Raw genomic sequence first — 16,431 nt, 5'->3', positions numbered from 1 at the left:
TCACCCCAAGTTCTTCCGTTACCCAAACGGTTGGACCATAATGATCACGCAAACCTTCTCAAAAAGTTTCCTAGAGCGTTCTTTTCCCTCGAATTACAGCTAAATTTCTCCTATTCCTCCGAAAACGCGTGAGGAAAACTTATGGATCATATCAAGCCGCTCCCGTCTTATCTGGTGCAACGTTACCAGGGCTGGAAAGCCACCACATATGAAGAAAACCAGAGCTGGTACCGCCATCTTGGCACCGAAGGACAGCACCCACGGGCCATGATCATCAGCTGCTGTGACAGCCGTGTGCATGTGACTTCGATTTTTGGCGCGGATCAGGGCGAGTTTTTTATCCACAGAAATATTGCCAACCTCGTGCCGCCGTTTCAGCCTGATGGCAACCAGCACGGCACCAGCGCTGCAATCGAATATGCGGTGACCGCGCTGAAGGTGGCGCATGTTGTTGTTCTGGGGCACAGCCAGTGCGGCGGTGTGCAGGGCTGTATCGACATGTGCAAGGGGCAGGCGCCGGGTCTGGAAGCGAAAGACAGCTTTGTCGGCCGCTGGATGGACGTGCTGCGCCCCGGTTATGAGGATGTGGCGGACATCAAAGACGCCACCGAGCAGGCGCGCGCGCTGGAGAAACGCTCTGTGCTGGTCTCGCTGGATAATCTGATGACCTTCCCCTTTGTGAAAGAGCGCGTGGATGCGGGGACCCTGACCCTGCACGGGCTTTGGCACAATATCGCGGAAGGTGGGCTTGAGGCCTATGAGGGCGCAAGCAAAGGCTTTGTGCAGATCTAAGCTGCCATTTACTTTGATCTAAGCTGAAAGCCCGCAAATCTTGCGGGCTTTTTGTTTGAGGGGCCAGCCCCTCCGCCGCTAAAACTGTCCGTCGGACAGTTTTTCAGACGCGGCTCACCCCGGGATATTTTTGGCAAGAGGAAGCGCGGCGAAAAAAAACGGGAGGTGGGGTGTTACCGATCTCCGATGGATTTGGCCCCGAGCAGGAGGGCCGCCCCAATCATGAAGCTGCCACCGATGCGTTCAATCCAGACGCGGGCCGTGCCTTTGAAACGTTTGGCGATCCAGCTGGCGCTGAGGCCGTAAGCGGAGAGGAAGAGGCCGTCCATCACGATATAGGTGGCCGAGAGGATCAGGAATTGCGGCCAGAAGGCACTTTCCGGTGACAGGAACTGTGGAAAGAGCGCGGCGAAGAACACCACGGCTTTGGGGTTGGCGGCAGAGGTGATGAAGCCCTGCATCCAGAGGCTGCCCAGAGAGGCTCTGCTGCGGTTTTGCGCCAGATGGGGATCATTGGGTTTTGCGCGGCGGATCATGCGCAGGCCAAGCCAGATGAGATAGGCCACACCGGCCCATTTGATCACGGTGAGGGCCGTGGCGGAGGCGGCAATGATCGCCGCAAGTCCTAATCCCGCCGCCAGCATTTGCAGGGCGTTTGCGCTGAGGTCGCCGGCGGCAGTGGAGAGTGCGCGGCTGAAACCATGTGCGCCGCTGTTTGACAACATCAGCAATTGGCTGGGGCCGGGCGTGCTCATCAAGGCGAGCACGGTGACGACGTAAACTGTCCAGATTTCAAAACTCATTGGCGTCTCTCCCTGTCTGAGAGGACGCTATCATCCCACGCGCAAAATGCCAGTGGCGTGCGGGCGGGCAGCTCTTAGATCATCGCCCAACAATTCCAAAACGACAGTGCGCGTCACAAAGACCGGCCCCCGACCCTGGGTGGGGGTGAAGCCCCCTCCCTTGGGGAGGGTCGGGGGCTGGTCGGCTTCGCCTCCTGCGCGTTGGTGGAGACTAAGCGTTTCAGATTTTTAAGGACAATGCTTTAGGCAAGCAGCGATTTTTGGGCAATGCCGTGCATTTTGAGTGCCTTGAGACGGCGCTGGCGGGCCTTGGCTGTCAGCGGGCCTTCCTTGGATCTGGCGCCAGACAGGCGCTGAGCGATGCGCGTGAACATATGCTGTTCCTCTGCTTGCCTGCCCCCTGTACGTAGAATTTGATTTAAGTTTGAGGCAAAAATGGCGCCGATTGTGGCGCCATCTTGGAAATTTACGTGATGATTTGGTGGCGCGGGCTTAGCGCAGGATCATGTCTGTGGGCCATTTGAGCGCGTGGGAGAGCGTGACCGTGAAGGTGTCTCCCGCAGCCAGTGGGCGCTCCCACATCAGGATGCCGCGGTCCCCGTCCACATCCTCAGAGGTCGGGGCGGGGGCGGCCTGCCATGTGATTTGCAGGTCTTCCTGCTCGGAATAGGGGACGCGGCCAAAGAGGCGCAGATCCCACGTCTGACCGGTGAGGTTTTCCGCTGTGAGGATGCGCTCTTCGGTCTGGTCGTTGCGGGTGGTGATCACGCCGCTGTCGCCGGTGTTGCGCGCAACCAGGGTTTCGGTCAGGCGTAGGCCGTTGATCGGGCCAAAGGAGAGCTCGGTTGTGTCGCCCTGGGCCAGAAGGGGCATCTGGCCGGCGCCAATAAAGGTGCCGTTGAGATAGAAGCTGCTGTCCTCGCTTGGCAGGATGAGCTCCTCAAAATCGTTGGTGATCTCTGCCATGAGGAAAGCGGTTTCGTCATAAAGCGGGTTGGCGTGGGCGTAGACCGTGGGCGTGAGGTCCAGCGTGTCCAGTGCGATGCGCAGGGCATCGGCGTCCGAGGTGAGATCAACCGGCGTGTTGTAGCTGTAGGTGGCGTTGATGCCATCGCCGAAGTCCACCACGGCGGTGTCTGCCATGATCGCCATTTCCGCCATGGGGGCAGGCGCGCTTTTGAGAGCGCGGCTGTCGGTGGCAAAGAGCTGCTGCTCCTGCTGGGGCAGGATGCGGCGCAGATCGGGCCAGAGCTGTTGCGGTTGGGTCTGCGCGTCGGGGCGGCTGGTGGAAAGCGTCACGGCGACGTTGCGCCAGTCTTCGCCGGTGTATTGGCCAATGAAGGCACCGCGCTGCAGGGAGAGCGCGGGGGTGTCACCCGTCGTCAGGTGCAGATCATAGACTGGTCGCCAGCGCGCCTGATCGACAAGATGGGTCAGAGTAAGCGTGCCGGTTGTGGCCTCCTGCGCGGTGATGGAGATCGCGAGCATGGCGTTCTCACTCAGCGAGGGGGTGAGGGCATCCACCAGTTTTTGCGCGTCCTGCAGGTTCTGCTGGCGGTCCTTCAGCTCCTGTTCAAAGCGGCGGGCGTCACGCTCGATCGCGGCGATTTCCTGCCGTGTGGCGAGGGTCTGTTCGCCAATCAGGGCGAGGGTTGCGGTCAGGGTCTCCGGTGTGGCGGCGGTGTCTGTGGGGGCGGTCAGCGTGGCGAGATAGGCGAGGCGGGCCTCTGCGGCCTGCGCATGCATGAGCACATCGGCCTTGGCGTCCTCAGAGGCGCGCAGGGCATCGCGGGCCGCGTCGCGCGCGGCTTTGGCGGCGGTCAGCTCCGCGCTGTCGGTGAGGTCGACGGGCTGCGTGCGGTCATTGCGCAGGGTGACGGCGCCAAGGGTCGCGCCATCAAGTGCAACACGCACCGAGCTTGGGTCCAGAGAAACAGGAAGGTTGGTGATGAGCAGCTCATGCGCGCCTGCGGGGGCCGTGAATGGCACAGAGCGGGTGAGTGTTGCCCCTTGGGAATAGAGCGTGGCGGCTGTGACGGGGGCGTTCAGCGCAATGACATCCGCCGCGAGAGGGCTTGCGAGTGGCAGCAGGGCGGCGGCTAAAATGACGTTTTTCATCAATCACCTATGTGTTGTGTTTGGGGAGAGACGAACATGGCGCGAGAGCGGAGGCAAGGGGAGCTATGACCGAGTGCTCCCATGGGCGGGGGATTGCCAGAAGCGCCGGAGGCGGGACGTCGAAGGTGCGGGGGGCGGCGCACACCCGCGGTCGCACGCTGCCCCTATCTCACAAAAAAGGCGCCCCGGGGGACGCCTTTCTGAAACCTATAAGCGCGGGGCTTAGCCCTTTTTGAGCACTTCGCGGCCCAGGGTTTCGGCGATCTGAACCGCGTTCAGGGCCGCGCCTTTGCGCAGGTTGTCGGAGACACACCACAGGTTGATGCCGTTTTCTACGGTGCTGTCCTGACGGATGCGGGAAATGAAGGTTGCGAAGTCGCCTACACATTCTTTCGGGGTGACGTAGCCGCCGTCTTCGCGCTTGTCGATGACCATGATGCCGGGGCTTTCGCGCAGGATGTCACGGGCTTCGTCTTCGTCCAGGAACTCTTCGAATTCGATGTTGATCGACTCGGAGTGGCCCACAAACACAGGCACGCGCACGCAGGTGGCGGTGACTTTGATGTCTTTGTCGACGATCTTCTTGGTTTCCGCGACCATCTTCCACTCTTCTTTGGTGGAGCCGTCTTCCATGAAGACGTCGATGTGCGGGATCACGTTGAAGGCGATCTCTTTGGTGTAGACCTTTGGCGGCACGTCGGAGGTCGGGTTGTAGACCGCTTTGGTCTGATCCCAGAGCTCGTCCATCGCGTCTTTGCCGGAGCCGGACACGGACTGATAGGTGGAGACCACCACGCGCTTGATTTTGGCGCGGTCGTGCAGTGGCTTCAGCGCCACAACCATCTGCGCAGTGGAGCAGTTCGGGTTGGCGATGATGTTTTTCTTGGAATAGCCGTGGATTGCGTCGGCGTTGCACTCAGGCACGATCAGCGGCACGTCCGGATCGTAGCGGTAGAGCGAGCTGTTGTCGATCACGACACAGCCTGCGGCCGCCGCGATGGGGGCGAATTTCTTGGTGGCGTCAGAGCCAATGGCAAAGAGCGCCATGTCCCAGCCCGAGAAGTCGAATTGTTCAATGTCCTGAATCTTCAGGGTTTTGTCGGCGAAGGTGACCTCGGTGCCCTGGCTGCGGCGGCTGGCCAGAACGGCAAGCTCATCCACTGGGAACTGGCGTTCCTCCAGAATGTTCAGCATTTCGCGACCCACGTTGCCCGTGGCGCCTGCGACGACGATGCGATAGCCCATCTTAGGTCTCCATTTTAAACGACGCGCCCTCTTAGCCCTGTTTTCCTCAAGAAAAAAGGGGGCGGGTGGCGGAAATTGCTTATGAGGGCCATTCCGCTTTGCGATCATGGCTCACAAGTCGGTGAATTCGCAGCATTGAAACCGCTCAGTCGAGCCGGTCTTCGGAGAAGCAATAGATCAGCGCGCCGATGATGAGAAGCGCGGCGAGGCAGCCGAAAATCACCTGATAAGCCAGAAGCGGATTTGAGGGGGCAATGGCGCTATGCAGCTTGCCGGAGCCAAATTGCATCACGCCCACGCCGCCGATGCCAAAGAGGTTCATCAGGGTGACGCCGCGACCGGTGAGATGTTCGGGGAAGAAGCTGCGCGAATGCGCGATCATCACCGGGAACGCCGCTCCGGCAAAGCCGACGATGGACATCAGCACCACCGCGCTGAGCGCGCCATGGTTGGCAAACAGCGTGAGGCCGATCAGCGCGGCAGCGGACACAGACGCGCCGCCGATGATCACCCATTTGCGGGTGCCAAGGAGGCGATCTGACGGGCCATAGACAAAGGTGCCTAGGATCATCGACAGCCCCATGGCGAGCGTGGCCTGCCCCACTTCGCCGGTGGTGAGGGAGAAGACATCAGACAGATAAGGCCCGATCCAGAGGCCGCGAATGCCTGCCGAGGGCATATAGTTCACAAACATCAGCGGGATTAGCAGCCAGACGGCGGGGAGTTTGAGCAGATCCAGCACGGAGCCGCGGCTGTCGCTTTGCGCGGGCGGCGGGTCTTGCACCATGCGCCAGGAGGCTATTGCGATCACGCTGCTGACGGCCGCGAGCACCCAGAGCGTGGCGCGCCAGCCGATGGTTTCTGCCGCCCATGCGGTGGGATAGGCCGCGATCAGGTTGCCCACGGAGCCAATGCCGAGCGTGAGCGCGGCCAGGGTGGCAAAGCGCGCCGGAGGGTAGCTGCGGGCAAAGATGAAATAGCTGGCCATAAGAACCGGAGAGCAACCAATCCCGATGAGCGCCATGGCAATGGAGATATGGATCGGCGCGGTGGCCATGGCAAAGAGCGCGGCACCGCCTCCGCCGCCAATAAGCAGCAGGATGGCCGTGGTGCGGCGCGGCCCAAAGCGGTCCAGTGCTGCGCCCACAGGGATTTGCATGCCCGCAAAGATCAGGAACCAGAGGCCGGAGGCAAAGGCGAGATCAGCTGCGGTGGCGCCGAGGTCGACCTCCAGCACCTGTGTCAGCACTGCCAAAAAGGCCCGGAAAAACTGGCTCAGCACATAGGCCAAGCACAGCAAGATCAAATCTGCGCGCATGAAAATTCCTCCCTCGCGCGGGACAGGACAGCATGTCTGTCCAAATGGCAAGAGGGCGCGCGCCAATTGCGGTGTGGTTTGATTGGTGGGAGGCGCTGCGCACAAAGGTGTGATGGCGCTGAAACACCCTGAACCTCGCCGCGACTTGTTGCGTAATCTTGGCAGTGGAACCGTATAGGGCCGGCGCATGACCACGTTATCGGAACAGCCTCAGCAGGGCGGGTTTTATGAAACCTTGCCGCGCTTCAGTGAATTTGACCGTATGGCGGAGCCTGAGGGCTATGCCCCTTTGCCAGATGACTGGGTCGTGGGGGCGGCTGATATTGTCGGCTCGACACAGGAGATTGCGCAGGGGCGCTACAAAACGGTGAACCTCGTGGGGGCGGCGGTGATTTCAGCGCAGCTCAATGCGGCGCAGATGGCGCGGCTGCCTTACGTTTTTGGCGGCGACGGGGCGCAGTTTGCGGTTTGGCCAGAGCAGCGGGCGCAGGCGGAGGCGGCGTTGGATGCGGTGCGGCGCTGGGCGCGCGAGGAATACGGGTTGAACCTGCGGGTGGCGATGGCCACGGTGGGCGAAATACGGGCGGCCGGGCAGGAGGTGCGCGTGGCGCGCTATGCACCTGCCGAAGAGGTCGATTACGCCAGCTTCTCCGGCGGCGGGCTGACCTGGCTGGAAGCAGAGATGAAGGCGGGGCGGTTCGGGATTGCGGAAGGTCAGGCCTCAGCCGCGCCGGATCTCAGCGGGCTGAGCTGTCAGTGGGCCAATGTGGAGGCTGCGCGCGGGGTGATCCTGTCGCTGGTGGTGGTGCCGCGCGAGGGCATCTCGGAGGCGGCGTTTGCGCAGGTTGCCCAAGAGGTGATTGCGGCCACGCAGGACAGGGCGCGCGGTGGGCATCCGCTGCCGCAGAAGGGGCCAAAGGCGGTGTTCCCGCCGCCGGGGCTTGATATTGAGGCGCATATCCGTGGCGGTGGCCCGGTGTGGTGGCGGCGGGCGAAGCTGACCTGCAGCAGCGCTTTGATATGGTGTCTGTTTCGCAGCGGGACGCGGCTGGGCCGGTTTGATCCGGTGCTCTATACGGCGGATGTATCGCGCAATGCGGACTACCAGAAGTTTGATGACGGTCTGAAAATGACGCTGGATTGTGATCCGGCGATGCAGGCGCAGATCACGGCGGTGCTGGAAGCGGCACAGGCGCGCGGGGTGATCCGATACGGTTTGCACACGCAGGATGCGGCGATGATGACCTGTATCGTGCCGGCACCGGTGGAGCGCTCTCACATGCATTTTGTGGATGGTGCGGCGGGCGGCTATGCGCTGGCGGCGCGGAACCTGCGGGCGCGGGCGGCATAGCGGTTTTGCGGCCGCGCGGGCCCCATTCTGACGCGGGTTCTGATGCTGGTGAAATTCCTTGGTGAAGGTAGGTCGGAAAAGTGCAATTTCAAGCTAAAGAAATTGCCTTTTAAGCGGTTCCGGTGCATCAATGTTTCATGACAGGCAATACAAATATTCTCAGTACTACTCAGTCTCTCCCCATCGTGTTGCTCCGTGCCCGCGAGAAGGTGATGAAACCTGCGCGGACCATGCTGGCGAACGTTGGTGTGACCGAACAACAGTGGCGTGTGGTGCGCGTTTTGGTGGAAGAGGGGCCGATGGATCCGACCTCTATCGCCGAGCGTGCGGTGCTGTTGCTGCCCAGTTTGACGCGGATTTTGCACAAGCTGGAGGAGAAGGGCTACATCACGCGGGAGCGCGATGAGAAAGATGGGCGGCGGCAGGTGATCCGGGCGACGATTGTGGGCTGTAAGCTGATCGACGACAATATCCCTGCGGCGCATCAATATGCCCAGCAGCTGAAGGATCATATGGGCGGTGAGCGCTATGATCAGCTGTTGGATCTGCTCAACCAGTTAAACGAGATCGACCTCTGATTGCTCAGCCTGCGGATCTGAGCTGATCGGGATGTGCGGCCGCAAAGGCGGGGTGCGCGGCGCAGGCTGTCGCCACCGCATGGATGCGGGGCAGGTCGTTGGTGTCCACCTCCCAGCGGGCGGCATTATAGAGCTGCGGGATGAGACAGATGTCCGCCAACGATAATGTCTCTCCGCAGGCAAAGGGCGTTTGGCTGAAAGCCGCAAGCTGCGCCTCAAAGGCCGCGAGGCCCGGGCGGATAAAGCGCTGCATCCAGGCTTTGGTGGCCTGCGCCGGGTCGGGGGCCGCACGGGTGGCGTGGCGGACTACGGAGAGGTTGCAGGCCGGATGCACATCCACCGCCACCGTATGAGCCAGCGCGCGGACCCGCGCGGCTTGGGCCGGATCTTGAGGCAGCAGCCTCATGCCCCGTGTGTCATTCAGGTAGTCCAGGATGGCGAGAGATTGCGTGAGGCGATGCCCGTCGATGTTCAGCACAGGCACAAGGCCCTGCGGGTGGCGCGCCAGATGGTCCGGTGCTTTGTGCGCGCCGGCAAGCAGATCCACAATGACGCGCTCAAACGGGACGCCTGCGAGATGCAGCGCGATCCGCACGCGGTAGCTGGCGGATGAGCGCCAATAGTCATAGAGCACGGTGCTCACGCAGGCGTGCCTGCAGATTGGGCCGCGGCGATGGCGTCGGTCAATGCGCGCGCATCGCCTATGTGATTGGCGAGCACAAAGATCAGACGGGCGTTTAACGCGTCGCTTTCGGCGCGGGTGAGCCCGTCGTGGGCCTCGGTGAGGGCGGCGAAGAAGGCGTCGGCGTCCTCAAAGTTTGCAGCAAGTGTCAAAACGTCAGACATCAGATCAATCCTTACCGGTGGCGCGGCGCAGGGCGGCGCGGAAGTGGCGCTCATCAAAGGTGTCGCGGCGGGCGGCGACATGTTGGTCGGGCCGGATCAGGTAGACGCCGGAGGGGCAGTCCCCAAGATACTGGCGCTTCAGGGTGAGCGAGGGATCATCGCGCACAGACAGCGCCAGACGCAGCGCGGTGACGCCGCATTCCTCCAGATGATCCGGGGCATCCGCATCAATGGTCAGCAAGATGAACTGATTGCCGAGATGATCCAGCATATGGCCTTTGCCGATGGGGGCGTCCGGGCAGGGGCTGCCGGGGCGGGTGAGCGCGGGTGCCGCCAGCGCATCCGCGCTGATCAGAGGGCTGCTGTCATAGGTGCAGGGCGTGGAGAGCCGCCCGGAATTCACCAGTGGGCGCGCAAAGGCGTGGTGGGCCGAGAGATCCAGCACCGCGTCCCGCAACAGGCGGCTCATGTCCGACTTGGGCGTTATGAACTCCGTGGAGCGGGTGGAGTTGAGAATGTTCTCATCTGCGGCCTGCGCGCGCTCGGTGTTGTAGCTCTCGATCAGGCTGTTTGGCGCTTTGCCGGACAGCACAAGGTGCAGCTTCCAAGCCAGATTGTCGGCATCCTGCAGGCCCGAGTTGGCTCCGCGCGCGCCAAAGGGGGAGACCTGATGCGCGGAATCTCCGGCAAAGATCGTCCGGCCATGCACAAACTGCTCCATGCGGCAGCATTGGAAGGTGTAGATCGAGACCCAATCCAGAGTGAACTCCACATGTTCTCCCAGCATGGCCTTGAGGCGCGGGATCACGTTTTCGGGGCGTTTTTCGCGCTCCTTGTCGATGTCCCGGCCCAGTTGCAAGTCGATCCGCCAGACGTTTTCAGGCTGTTTGTGCAGTAGGGCGGATTGGCCGCGATTGAACGGCGGATCAAACCAGAACCAGCGCTCGGTCGGGAAATTGGCCTGCATGACCACATCAGCGATGAGGAAATTGTCCTCAAAGACCTGACCGTCAAAATCCAGCCCCAGCATACGGCGGGTGGGGGAATTGGCTCCGTCACAGGCGATCAGCCAATCCGCCTCCAGGGTGTAGCTGCCCTCGGGGGTGTCCAGTTCAATGGCCACGTGATCATAGTGCTGGCCAATGGCCTCAACCTTGTTGCAGCCGCGAATTTCGATGGGCGCGCCCGCGCTCTGCATCTCGCGGATCTGCTCCACCAGCAGGCGCTCAAAGGTGTATTGCTGCAGATTGATGAAAGCAGGGCGTTTGTGGCCCGGCTCATCGGTCAGGTTGAAATCATAGACCGGGCGGTCATCAAAGAAGACCTTGCCCTTGGACCAGCCGACGCCGTGGTCGACCATCTGTTGCCCGCAGCCCAGACGGTCGAGAATTTCCAGCGGGCGTTTGGCGAAACAGATCGCGCGGGAGCCGGTCACCACGCGGTCATTGTCATCAAGCACCACCACCGGCACGCCCAGCTGAGCGAGATCAATCGCGGTGGTGAGACCCACAGGGCCTGCGCCGATGATCAGAACCGGATGGCGCACCGGCACCGAGGCGTCCTGATCCAGACTGCGCTGATAGGCGTAGAGCGGGACGTCAAAAATCTTGGTCATAGTGCTCCTCCGTGTTTGCGCGCGTTTCGCGCAAAAGGCTGCCAAATCCTGCCGCTTCCCGCCATGATATCGGTCAAATATGTGGGTTTTGGCGAAGCGGAAGATTGGCATATATGGATCATTTCTTGACTGCCTCCGTCTCTCCGCTGGCGAAGAGCGCAGAAGGCTGCACCAGATGCTTTGAGAGGCCTAAGTCGAGTGCAATTGTTGCGATCATAAGCACTCCGAAGAGCGTCATCATCGCCAAGGACTTGTTGGCGAACCGTCCAAGCTTTGTTTCTTTTTCTAGGCGGTTCATCGTTTCCACAGCTGCGCTGGACTGTTGCATATGTTTCGCGCTGTACGGGCGCCTAAACAGGCTGAAATCGTCTGTGTCGTCTGCTGCACGCGATGACAGTAGCGCTATTGAAACGATGCTGCAGGCCCCAAACACGAACGTTCCGAAGAAAAACATGGCAAAGGCAACATTCATCGCCGCCACTAACACTGCAACGCCTCCCACATCTCCAGATCGCGCTGGGCGGTCCAGATGCGCGGGGTGTCGATGCCGCGGGCTTCGTCATAGGCGCGGGCGACGTTGAACGGCAGGCAGTGCTCATAAATTGCGTAGTCGGCAAATTTCGGATCACAGGCGGCGCGCACCGCGTCCCAAGCCTCTTTCAATGAGCCGCCGCGTGCGGCCACCTGCGCCGCCGGGCGGTAGGTGCTTTGCACAAAGTCGCGGGTGCTTGCGATGGCGGCGTTGACCATGTCTTTGCCAATGAGCGCATCGCCGCGGCCCGGTGCAATGGCATCCAGATCAAAGGCTTTGATCGCATCCAGAGTGGTGCCCCAGTCGCCAAAATGCCCGTCGCCGCAGTAGCACGCTGAGTGGTATTCCGCGATGTCGCCGGTGAACATGACGTTTTGGTCAGGCACATGCACGACGATGTCGCCTGCGGTATGGGCGCGGCCCAGATGCATGAGGTCAACACGCCGGTTGCCGAGGTAGACCGTCATCTTCTCGCGGAAAGTGGTGGTGGGGTAGGTCAGGCCGGGGATGCTTTCATGACCTTCAAACAGGCGCGGGAAGCGCTGAAATTCGCTGTCCCAGTCCTCCTGTCCGCGCTCCACCACCATGGCGCGGGCGGCATCACTCATGATGATCTGATCGGCGCCATAGGCTGAGGCCCCCAGCACGCGCACGGCGTGGTAATGGGTCAGCACCAGATGGGAGATCGGCTTGTCGGTCACAGAACGCACACAGTCGATCACCTTTTGCGCCAGACGGGGCGTGGCCTGCGCCTCGACAATCATCACGCTGTCATCGCCAATGATCACACCGGAGTTGGGATCCCCTTCGGCCGTGAAAGCATAAAGCCCATCGCCGACTTCGGTGAAGGAGATGGTTTTTTCCTGCGTGTCGCCCTGGGAAGCGAAGGCTTTGCTCATTGGGTCTGCTCCTTAAATTTGTAGTCGAGTTGTACAATGCCCCCGGGTTTCCGGGTGATCTGGGTCAGATCCAGATCGCGCTGGGCTCCGGGCGTAAAACACGGCAGGCCAGCGCCCAGAAGGGTGGGCATAACAAACAGGGTGATCGCGTCAAACATGCCTACATCGAGCGCGGCGCGTTGGGTTTCGCCCCCGCCCATGACCCAGATGGTTTTGTGGCCGTTTGCCGCGATGGCGGCGCGCAGGGTGTCTATGTCACCGGCGGCCGTGACATGGTCACCGGTAAAGTCGTCCTGTCGCGTCAGCACATAGCCCGCGCGCGTCTCATAGGGCCAACCCCAGCGCATCACCTGCTGATAGGTGCTGCGCCCCATCAAAACGGCATCTATCGGCGCAATGAAGTCGCTGTAGCCGCCGTCATCCCCACCTTCAGCCAGTGCGCTGTTGAATGGGTCCAGCCAGTCAATACCGCCATCTGGCCTGGCGATGAACCCATCAAGGCTCATAGCGATATAGCCGAGATAGCGGGGCTGGGTCATGAGAGGTCTCCTGCAAAAGGATCGTCTGATGCGGCCAGAACGGTGCCGGTGCACTCGCCAAAGCCGATGGTGTAGCCGTCGCCCCGCGCCGCACCCTGCAGGGTCAGCGTGTCGCCATCCTCAATGAAGGTACGGGTCTCGCCGCTCTCAAGCGTCAAGGGCTCTTTGCCGCCCCAGCTCAACTCCAGAAGGCTGCCGCGCTCAGGCTTTGTGGGGCCAGAAATGGTGCCGGAGCCAAGCAGGTCGCCGACATTCATCGGGCAGCCGGAGGTGGTGTGATGGGCAAGCTGCTGGGCGGCGGAGTAATACATCTGGTCATAGTTGGTGCGCGCAATGGTGCTGGGTGCTTGGCCTTCCGGTGCCATGCTGATGCTGAGATCAATGTCATAAAGCATGGGGCCCGCGTCTTTGAGGTGGTCAAGCAGCTCAAAGTCACGCGCGGGCGTGTCGGTGCGGAAAGGATCAAGCGCGGCTTTGGTGACGATCCAGGGGGAGATCGAGGTGGCGGTGGCCTTGGCCTGAAACGGGCCAAGCGGCTGATATTCCCAGGCCTGAATGTCGCGCGCGGACCAGTCGTTGAGCAGCACATAGCCAAAGATCATGTCATCGGCTTCCCGCACGGTCACGGGCCGTTTGGAAGGTTGGCCGACAATGGCGCCCATCTCAAGCTCGATGTCAAAGCGGCGGGAGGGCAGGAAGGCGGGGAGGTCGTGGTCCGGCGATTTGAGCTGGCCCCAGGGGCGGCGGACGTCGGTGCCGGAGACCACAACCGAGGAGGCGCGCCCGTTGTAGCCGATTGGGATGTGCAGCCAGTTGGGCGGCAGTGCGTTTTCCGGGCCACGGAACATGGTGCCGACGTTTTGCGCGTGGTGCCTGCCGGCGTAGAAATCGGTGTATTCAGACACTTTGAAAGGCATGTGCAGCGTCGCGGCAGAGAGCGGCACAGAATAGAAAGTCAGAGCATCCTGCGTGGCCTCATCCGCGCTGTCTGCCAGCAGCGCCTGAAGGGCCGCGCGGTAGCGGGCCCAGACCTCTGCCCCAAGCTCCATAAAGTCGTTCCAGTAGGGCGCGTCCAGCACATCGGCATCCGGGTCGGCGCGCAAGGTGCCTGCGGCCTCCAGCCCGGTGAGGTCAATGATCCGGTCTCCGATGGCCGTGCCACAGCGCAGATCGCTGTCATCAACAGAAAACACCCCGTAAGGCAGATTGTTCAGCGGGAATGGGCCGTCCGGAGTGTTGGCGCTCTCCACCCATGATCTCAGCAAAGGCATTGCGGTTCCTTTTGTTTCAGCACGCCGGCTGGGGTTTCTTATTCACAAAATATCCCGGGGGTGGGCTTGCCTTTGGCAAGCGAGGGGGCTGGCCCCCTTACCCTGGTTTATTATTGGGGCCTCATTTCTTGCCGGGGGTGCCGTCAAACTTCTTTTCGATGTCGGACCAGCAATCGATGTAATCGTCCTGCAGAGGGGCCTCCTGTCCGGCAAAGGCTGTGAGGTGCTGCGGGAAGCGGGTCTCAAACATGAAGGACATGGTGTTGTCGAGTTTTTCGGCTTTCAGGTCGGCGTTGGAGGCGCCTTCAAAGGCAATTTTGTCCGGGCCGTGGGGGATCATCATGTTGTGCAGGCTCATGCCGCCGGGAATGAAGCCCTGAGGCTTGGCGTCATATTGGCCGTAAATATTGCCCATCAGCTCTGACATGATGTTCTTATGATACCAGGGCGGGCGGAAGGTGTCTTCGGCCACCATCCAGCGCTCGCGGAAGAGCACAAAGTCGATATTGGCGGTGCCCGGCACGCCCGAGGGGGCGGTGAGCACGGTGAAGATCGACGGGTCTGGGTGGTCAAACAGGATCGCGCCAACCGGACAGTATGTGCGCAGGTTGTATTTCACCGGCGCGTAGTTGCCGTGCCAGGCGACCACATCGAGTGGGCTGTGGCCGATCTCTGTGCGGTGAAACTGGCCACACCATTTGATGGTCACGGTGGAGGGCGCCTCGCGGTCTTCAAAGGCCGCGACCGGCGCTTTGAAGTCGCGCGGGTTGGCCATGCAGTTTGCACCGATGGGACCACGGCCGGGCAGCTCGAACTTCTGGCCGTAGTTTTCGCAGACAAAGCCGCGCGCGGGGCCTTCGAGCACTTCCACACGGTAGAGCAGGCCGCGGGGCAGGATCGCGATCTCTTTGGGTTCCAGATCAATGATGCCGAGTTCCGTGGAAAAGCGCAGCACGCCTTCCTGTGGCACCACCAGCAGCTCTGAATCGGCGGAGAAGAAATAGTCATCCTCCATCGAGGTGTTCACCAGATAGATGTGGCTGGCCATGCCGACCTGGGTGTTCACGTCGCCGGCGGTGGTCATGGTGCGCATGCCGGTGATCCATGTCAGCGGTGCGTCGGTGTGGGGCACCGGATCCCAGCGGTATTGGCCCAGTGAGAGGACATCCCGATCCACATTGGGGGCGGATTGCCAGTAGGGCACATCAATCTTTGTGTAGCGGTGGCTGTGTTTCACAGACGGGCGGATGCGGTAACACCATGTGCGCTCGACGGTTTCAGCGGTGAAGGCGGTGCCGGAGAGTTGCTCGCCATAAAGGCCGTAGTTGCATTTCTGCGGGCTGTTCATGCCTTGAGGCAGCGCGCCCGGCAGCGCCTCGGTTTCAAAGTCGTTGCCAAAGCCGGGCATGTAGCCTTCGTGTGGGCCGGTCAGCGAAGGGGCTTTTTGCATGCGGGTCGGGACCGTGTGTTTGGTCATCTCAACGCTCCTGTGACAATATTTGTTGCAAAAGTAAAAGTTGGTTTTGTAACTAACAAGCCAAAGGAGCGCGCAATATGTCAGAAAAAGACCCCTTCGATTTGCAGAGTTTTCTGCCCTATCTGCTCAATCAGGCGGCGGAGGAAAGCAGCCTTGGGTTTCAGAAGGTCTATAAAGACCGCTATGGCATGTTGCGCAGCGAATGGCGGGTGCTGTTTCACCTTGGGATCTTCGGGCAGATGACGGCCACAGAGATTGGCGGGCGTGCCAAGATCCACAAAACCAAAGTGAGCCGCGCGGTCCAGCGGCTTTCGAAGCGGCGCTTTGTGCGGCGGGCGCGCAGCGAAGAGGACCGCCGCGTGGAATGGCTGGAGCTGACACCGGCGGGGCGCAAAGCCTATGAGGATCTGCGCGATGTCGCCGCAAAATATGAGGCGGCGCTGCAAAGCAAGCTGAGTGCAAGGGAGGTGACCCAGCTCAAAGAGCTGCTGAGCAAGCTGACCAAATAGGGCGCAGAGGCACGATTCGGATCTGATTTGATTCGGATTGTCGCGCTCATTGCGGCGAAAGCCGCGACAGTTGGTTCGCGCTTCGCGCATTGTTTTCGCAATGCAAACAGTCGCTCCGCAAGTGGCAGTTATTTATGGTTAATTTGACGTAAATTTCTTGAAACGACTTGGGGCGCTATGGCAGATTTTTCAGGCACGATGGATGACGCTCGAGGTTGGAATGGGACTCTTTCACGGACTAAAAACTGCGGCTTTGGCTGCAGGTGTGATGGCCGCGAGCGCTCCGGCAGCTATTGCGCAAAGCCACTCTGGCTGGCGTGGCTGGTGGTGGTGGAACTGGAATTGGAACTGGGGTGGCCACGGCGGTGGCACAGGCCACACCGGTGGGACCACCAACGCAGTGCCGGAAATTGATGCTGGAGCCGGACTATTGGCGGTTGCCGCCGTTATGGCAACCCTGGCACTGGCATGGGAGCTGCGCCGTCGCAATCGTCATAAAGAAGGCTAAGCCTTCCAGATTGTGGTGCAGACTGGGGAT

18 protein-coding genes are annotated in these 16,431 nt (G+C 61.0%); 5 read left to right on the top strand and 13 right to left on the bottom strand.

Annotated features, from left to right (window positions below):
• The first annotated feature begins 141 nt into the window (after positions 1-141).
• Positions 142-792 carry a carbonic anhydrase gene (locus J7399_RS17000; protein WP_209087830.1) on the top strand — a complete coding sequence of 217 codons (651 nt, stop codon included), beginning with the start codon at positions 142-144 and terminating at the stop codon, positions 790-792.
• Between the two features lie 173 nt (positions 793-965).
• Here J7399_RS17000 and J7399_RS16995 read toward each other — a convergent pair whose 3' ends face one another.
• From J7399_RS16995 to J7399_RS16980, 5 genes are all read right to left on the bottom strand, one after another.
• The gene (locus J7399_RS16995) at positions 966-1,595 is read right to left on the bottom strand and encodes a LysE family translocator (RefSeq protein ID WP_209087826.1); all 630 of its coding nucleotides are present in this window, start codon (positions 1,593-1,595) and stop codon (positions 966-968) included.
• A 242-nt stretch (positions 1,596-1,837) separates the two neighbouring features.
• Positions 1,838-1,969, bottom strand: a complete 132-nt coding sequence (locus J7399_RS21115; protein ID WP_280637810.1) for a hypothetical protein — start codon at positions 1,967-1,969, stop codon at positions 1,838-1,840.
• A gap of 118 nt (positions 1,970-2,087) precedes the next feature.
• Positions 2,088-3,713 (bottom strand): DUF4139 domain-containing protein, encoded by a 1,626-nt coding sequence (locus tag J7399_RS16990; RefSeq protein ID WP_209087823.1) that lies wholly within the window; start codon positions 3,711-3,713, stop codon positions 2,088-2,090.
• Positions 3,714-3,935: 222 nt separating this feature from the next.
• A complete protein-coding gene (locus J7399_RS16985) occupies positions 3,936-4,958 on the bottom strand; it encodes an aspartate-semialdehyde dehydrogenase (protein WP_209079477.1) in 1,023 nt (340 codons plus the stop codon).
• A gap of 145 nt (positions 4,959-5,103) precedes the next feature.
• Positions 5,104-6,276: an MFS transporter gene (locus J7399_RS16980; protein WP_209087820.1), complete on the bottom strand. Its 1,173-nt coding sequence runs from the start codon at positions 6,274-6,276 to the stop codon at positions 5,104-5,106.
• A 187-nt stretch (positions 6,277-6,463) separates the two neighbouring features.
• On the opposite strand from J7399_RS16980, the gene J7399_RS16975 reads away from it, so the two are divergent.
• Both J7399_RS16975 and hpaR read left to right on the top strand, forming a co-directional pair.
• Positions 6,464-7,627: a DUF3095 domain-containing protein gene (locus tag J7399_RS16975; RefSeq protein WP_209087817.1), complete on the top strand. Its 1,164-nt coding sequence runs from the start codon at positions 6,464-6,466 to the stop codon at positions 7,625-7,627.
• Between the two features lie 137 nt (positions 7,628-7,764).
• Positions 7,765-8,205 carry a homoprotocatechuate degradation operon regulator HpaR gene (hpaR, locus tag J7399_RS16970; protein WP_209064067.1) on the top strand — a complete coding sequence of 147 codons (441 nt, stop codon included), beginning with the start codon at positions 7,765-7,767 and terminating at the stop codon, positions 8,203-8,205.
• Between the two features lie 4 nt (positions 8,206-8,209).
• On the opposite strand, the gene maiA is transcribed toward hpaR, so the two are convergent.
• From maiA to hmgA, 8 genes are all read right to left on the bottom strand, one after another.
• Complete coding sequence (gene maiA / locus J7399_RS16965; protein WP_209087814.1) at positions 8,210-8,848, bottom strand: maleylacetoacetate isomerase; 639 nt, start codon at positions 8,846-8,848, stop codon at positions 8,210-8,212.
• The gene (locus J7399_RS16960; RefSeq protein WP_209087810.1) at positions 8,845-9,051 is read right to left on the bottom strand and encodes a DUF2783 domain-containing protein; all 207 of its coding nucleotides are present in this window, start codon (positions 9,049-9,051) and stop codon (positions 8,845-8,847) included. The genes maiA and J7399_RS16960 overlap by 4 nt, the downstream gene beginning before the upstream one ends.
• Positions 9,052-9,055: 4 nt before the next feature.
• On the bottom strand, positions 9,056-10,666 hold the full coding sequence (locus J7399_RS16955) for an FAD-dependent oxidoreductase (protein WP_209087807.1): 1,611 nt from the start codon (positions 10,664-10,666) through the stop codon (positions 9,056-9,058).
• Between the two features lie 118 nt (positions 10,667-10,784).
• On the bottom strand, positions 10,785-11,153 hold the full coding sequence (locus J7399_RS16950) for a hypothetical protein (RefSeq protein WP_209087804.1): 369 nt from the start codon (positions 11,151-11,153) through the stop codon (positions 10,785-10,787).
• Positions 11,147-12,097, bottom strand: a complete 951-nt coding sequence (locus tag J7399_RS16945; protein ID WP_209087801.1) for an MBL fold metallo-hydrolase — start codon at positions 12,095-12,097, stop codon at positions 11,147-11,149. The genes J7399_RS16950 and J7399_RS16945 overlap by 7 nt, the downstream gene beginning before the upstream one ends.
• A complete protein-coding gene (locus tag J7399_RS16940; RefSeq protein ID WP_209087798.1) occupies positions 12,094-12,636 on the bottom strand; it encodes a dihydrofolate reductase family protein in 543 nt (180 codons plus the stop codon). The genes J7399_RS16945 and J7399_RS16940 overlap by 4 nt, the downstream gene beginning before the upstream one ends.
• Entirely contained in the window at positions 12,633-13,907 is a 1,275-nt protein-coding gene (gene fahA, locus J7399_RS16935; protein ID WP_209087794.1) for a fumarylacetoacetase, read from the bottom strand. The genes J7399_RS16940 and fahA overlap by 4 nt, the downstream gene beginning before the upstream one ends.
• Before the next feature lie 121 nt (positions 13,908-14,028).
• Positions 14,029-15,384, bottom strand: a complete 1,356-nt coding sequence (hmgA, locus tag J7399_RS16930) for a homogentisate 1,2-dioxygenase (protein WP_209087791.1) — start codon at positions 15,382-15,384, stop codon at positions 14,029-14,031.
• Between the two features lie 77 nt (positions 15,385-15,461).
• On the opposite strand from hmgA, the gene J7399_RS16925 reads away from it, so the two are divergent.
• Both J7399_RS16925 and J7399_RS16920 read left to right on the top strand, forming a co-directional pair.
• Positions 15,462-15,893 carry a MarR family transcriptional regulator gene (locus J7399_RS16925; protein ID WP_209087788.1) on the top strand — a complete coding sequence of 144 codons (432 nt, stop codon included), beginning with the start codon at positions 15,462-15,464 and terminating at the stop codon, positions 15,891-15,893.
• A 220-nt stretch (positions 15,894-16,113) separates the two neighbouring features.
• On the top strand, positions 16,114-16,401 hold the full coding sequence (locus J7399_RS16920; RefSeq protein ID WP_247742937.1) for a VPEID-CTERM sorting domain-containing protein: 288 nt from the start codon (positions 16,114-16,116) through the stop codon (positions 16,399-16,401).
• The last annotated feature ends 30 nt before the right edge of the window (positions 16,402-16,431 follow it).

Source organism: Shimia sp. R9_1 (assembly GCF_017743775.1).
In the GTDB taxonomy this organism is placed as follows: Bacteria; Pseudomonadota; Alphaproteobacteria; order Rhodobacterales; family Rhodobacteraceae; genus Shimia.
Note: the sequence above shows the minus strand (reverse complement) of the source record. Positions and strands in the feature narration are given on the sequence as shown.

Excerpts from the sequence above, each read along its gene's own strand:
- J7399_RS16985 (WP_209079477.1), bottom strand. The coding sequence starts at position 4,958 with ATGGGCTATCGCATCGTCGTCGCAGGCGCCACGGGCAACGTGGGTCGC.
- J7399_RS16920 (WP_247742937.1), top strand. The coding sequence starts at position 16,114 with ATGGGACTCTTTCACGGACTAAAAACTGCGGCTTTGGCTGCAGGTGTG.
- J7399_RS16960 (WP_209087810.1), bottom strand. The coding sequence starts at position 9,051 with ATGTCTGACGTTTTGACACTTGCTGCAAACTTTGAGGACGCCGACGCC.
- fahA (WP_209087794.1), bottom strand. The coding sequence starts at position 13,907 with ATGCCTTTGCTGAGATCATGGGTGGAGAGCGCCAACACTCCGGACGGC.
- J7399_RS16940 (WP_209087798.1), bottom strand. The coding sequence starts at position 12,636 with ATGACCCAGCCCCGCTATCTCGGCTATATCGCTATGAGCCTTGATGGG.
- J7399_RS16975 (WP_209087817.1), top strand. The coding sequence starts at position 6,464 with ATGACCACGTTATCGGAACAGCCTCAGCAGGGCGGGTTTTATGAAACC.
- J7399_RS16980 (WP_209087820.1), bottom strand. The coding sequence starts at position 6,276 with ATGCGCGCAGATTTGATCTTGCTGTGCTTGGCCTATGTGCTGAGCCAG.
- J7399_RS16990 (WP_209087823.1), bottom strand. The coding sequence starts at position 3,713 with ATGAAAAACGTCATTTTAGCCGCCGCCCTGCTGCCACTCGCAAGCCCT.
- hmgA (WP_209087791.1), bottom strand. The coding sequence starts at position 15,384 with ATGACCAAACACACGGTCCCGACCCGCATGCAAAAAGCCCCTTCGCTG.
- J7399_RS17000 (WP_209087830.1), top strand. The coding sequence starts at position 142 with ATGGATCATATCAAGCCGCTCCCGTCTTATCTGGTGCAACGTTACCAG.
- J7399_RS16995 (WP_209087826.1), bottom strand. The coding sequence starts at position 1,595 with ATGAGTTTTGAAATCTGGACAGTTTACGTCGTCACCGTGCTCGCCTTG.
- hpaR (WP_209064067.1), top strand. The coding sequence starts at position 7,765 with ATGACAGGCAATACAAATATTCTCAGTACTACTCAGTCTCTCCCCATC.
- J7399_RS16945 (WP_209087801.1), bottom strand. The coding sequence starts at position 12,097 with ATGAGCAAAGCCTTCGCTTCCCAGGGCGACACGCAGGAAAAAACCATC.
- J7399_RS21115 (WP_280637810.1), bottom strand. The coding sequence starts at position 1,969 with ATGTTCACGCGCATCGCTCAGCGCCTGTCTGGCGCCAGATCCAAGGAA.
- J7399_RS16955 (WP_209087807.1), bottom strand. The coding sequence starts at position 10,666 with ATGACCAAGATTTTTGACGTCCCGCTCTACGCCTATCAGCGCAGTCTG.
- J7399_RS16925 (WP_209087788.1), top strand. The coding sequence starts at position 15,462 with ATGTCAGAAAAAGACCCCTTCGATTTGCAGAGTTTTCTGCCCTATCTG.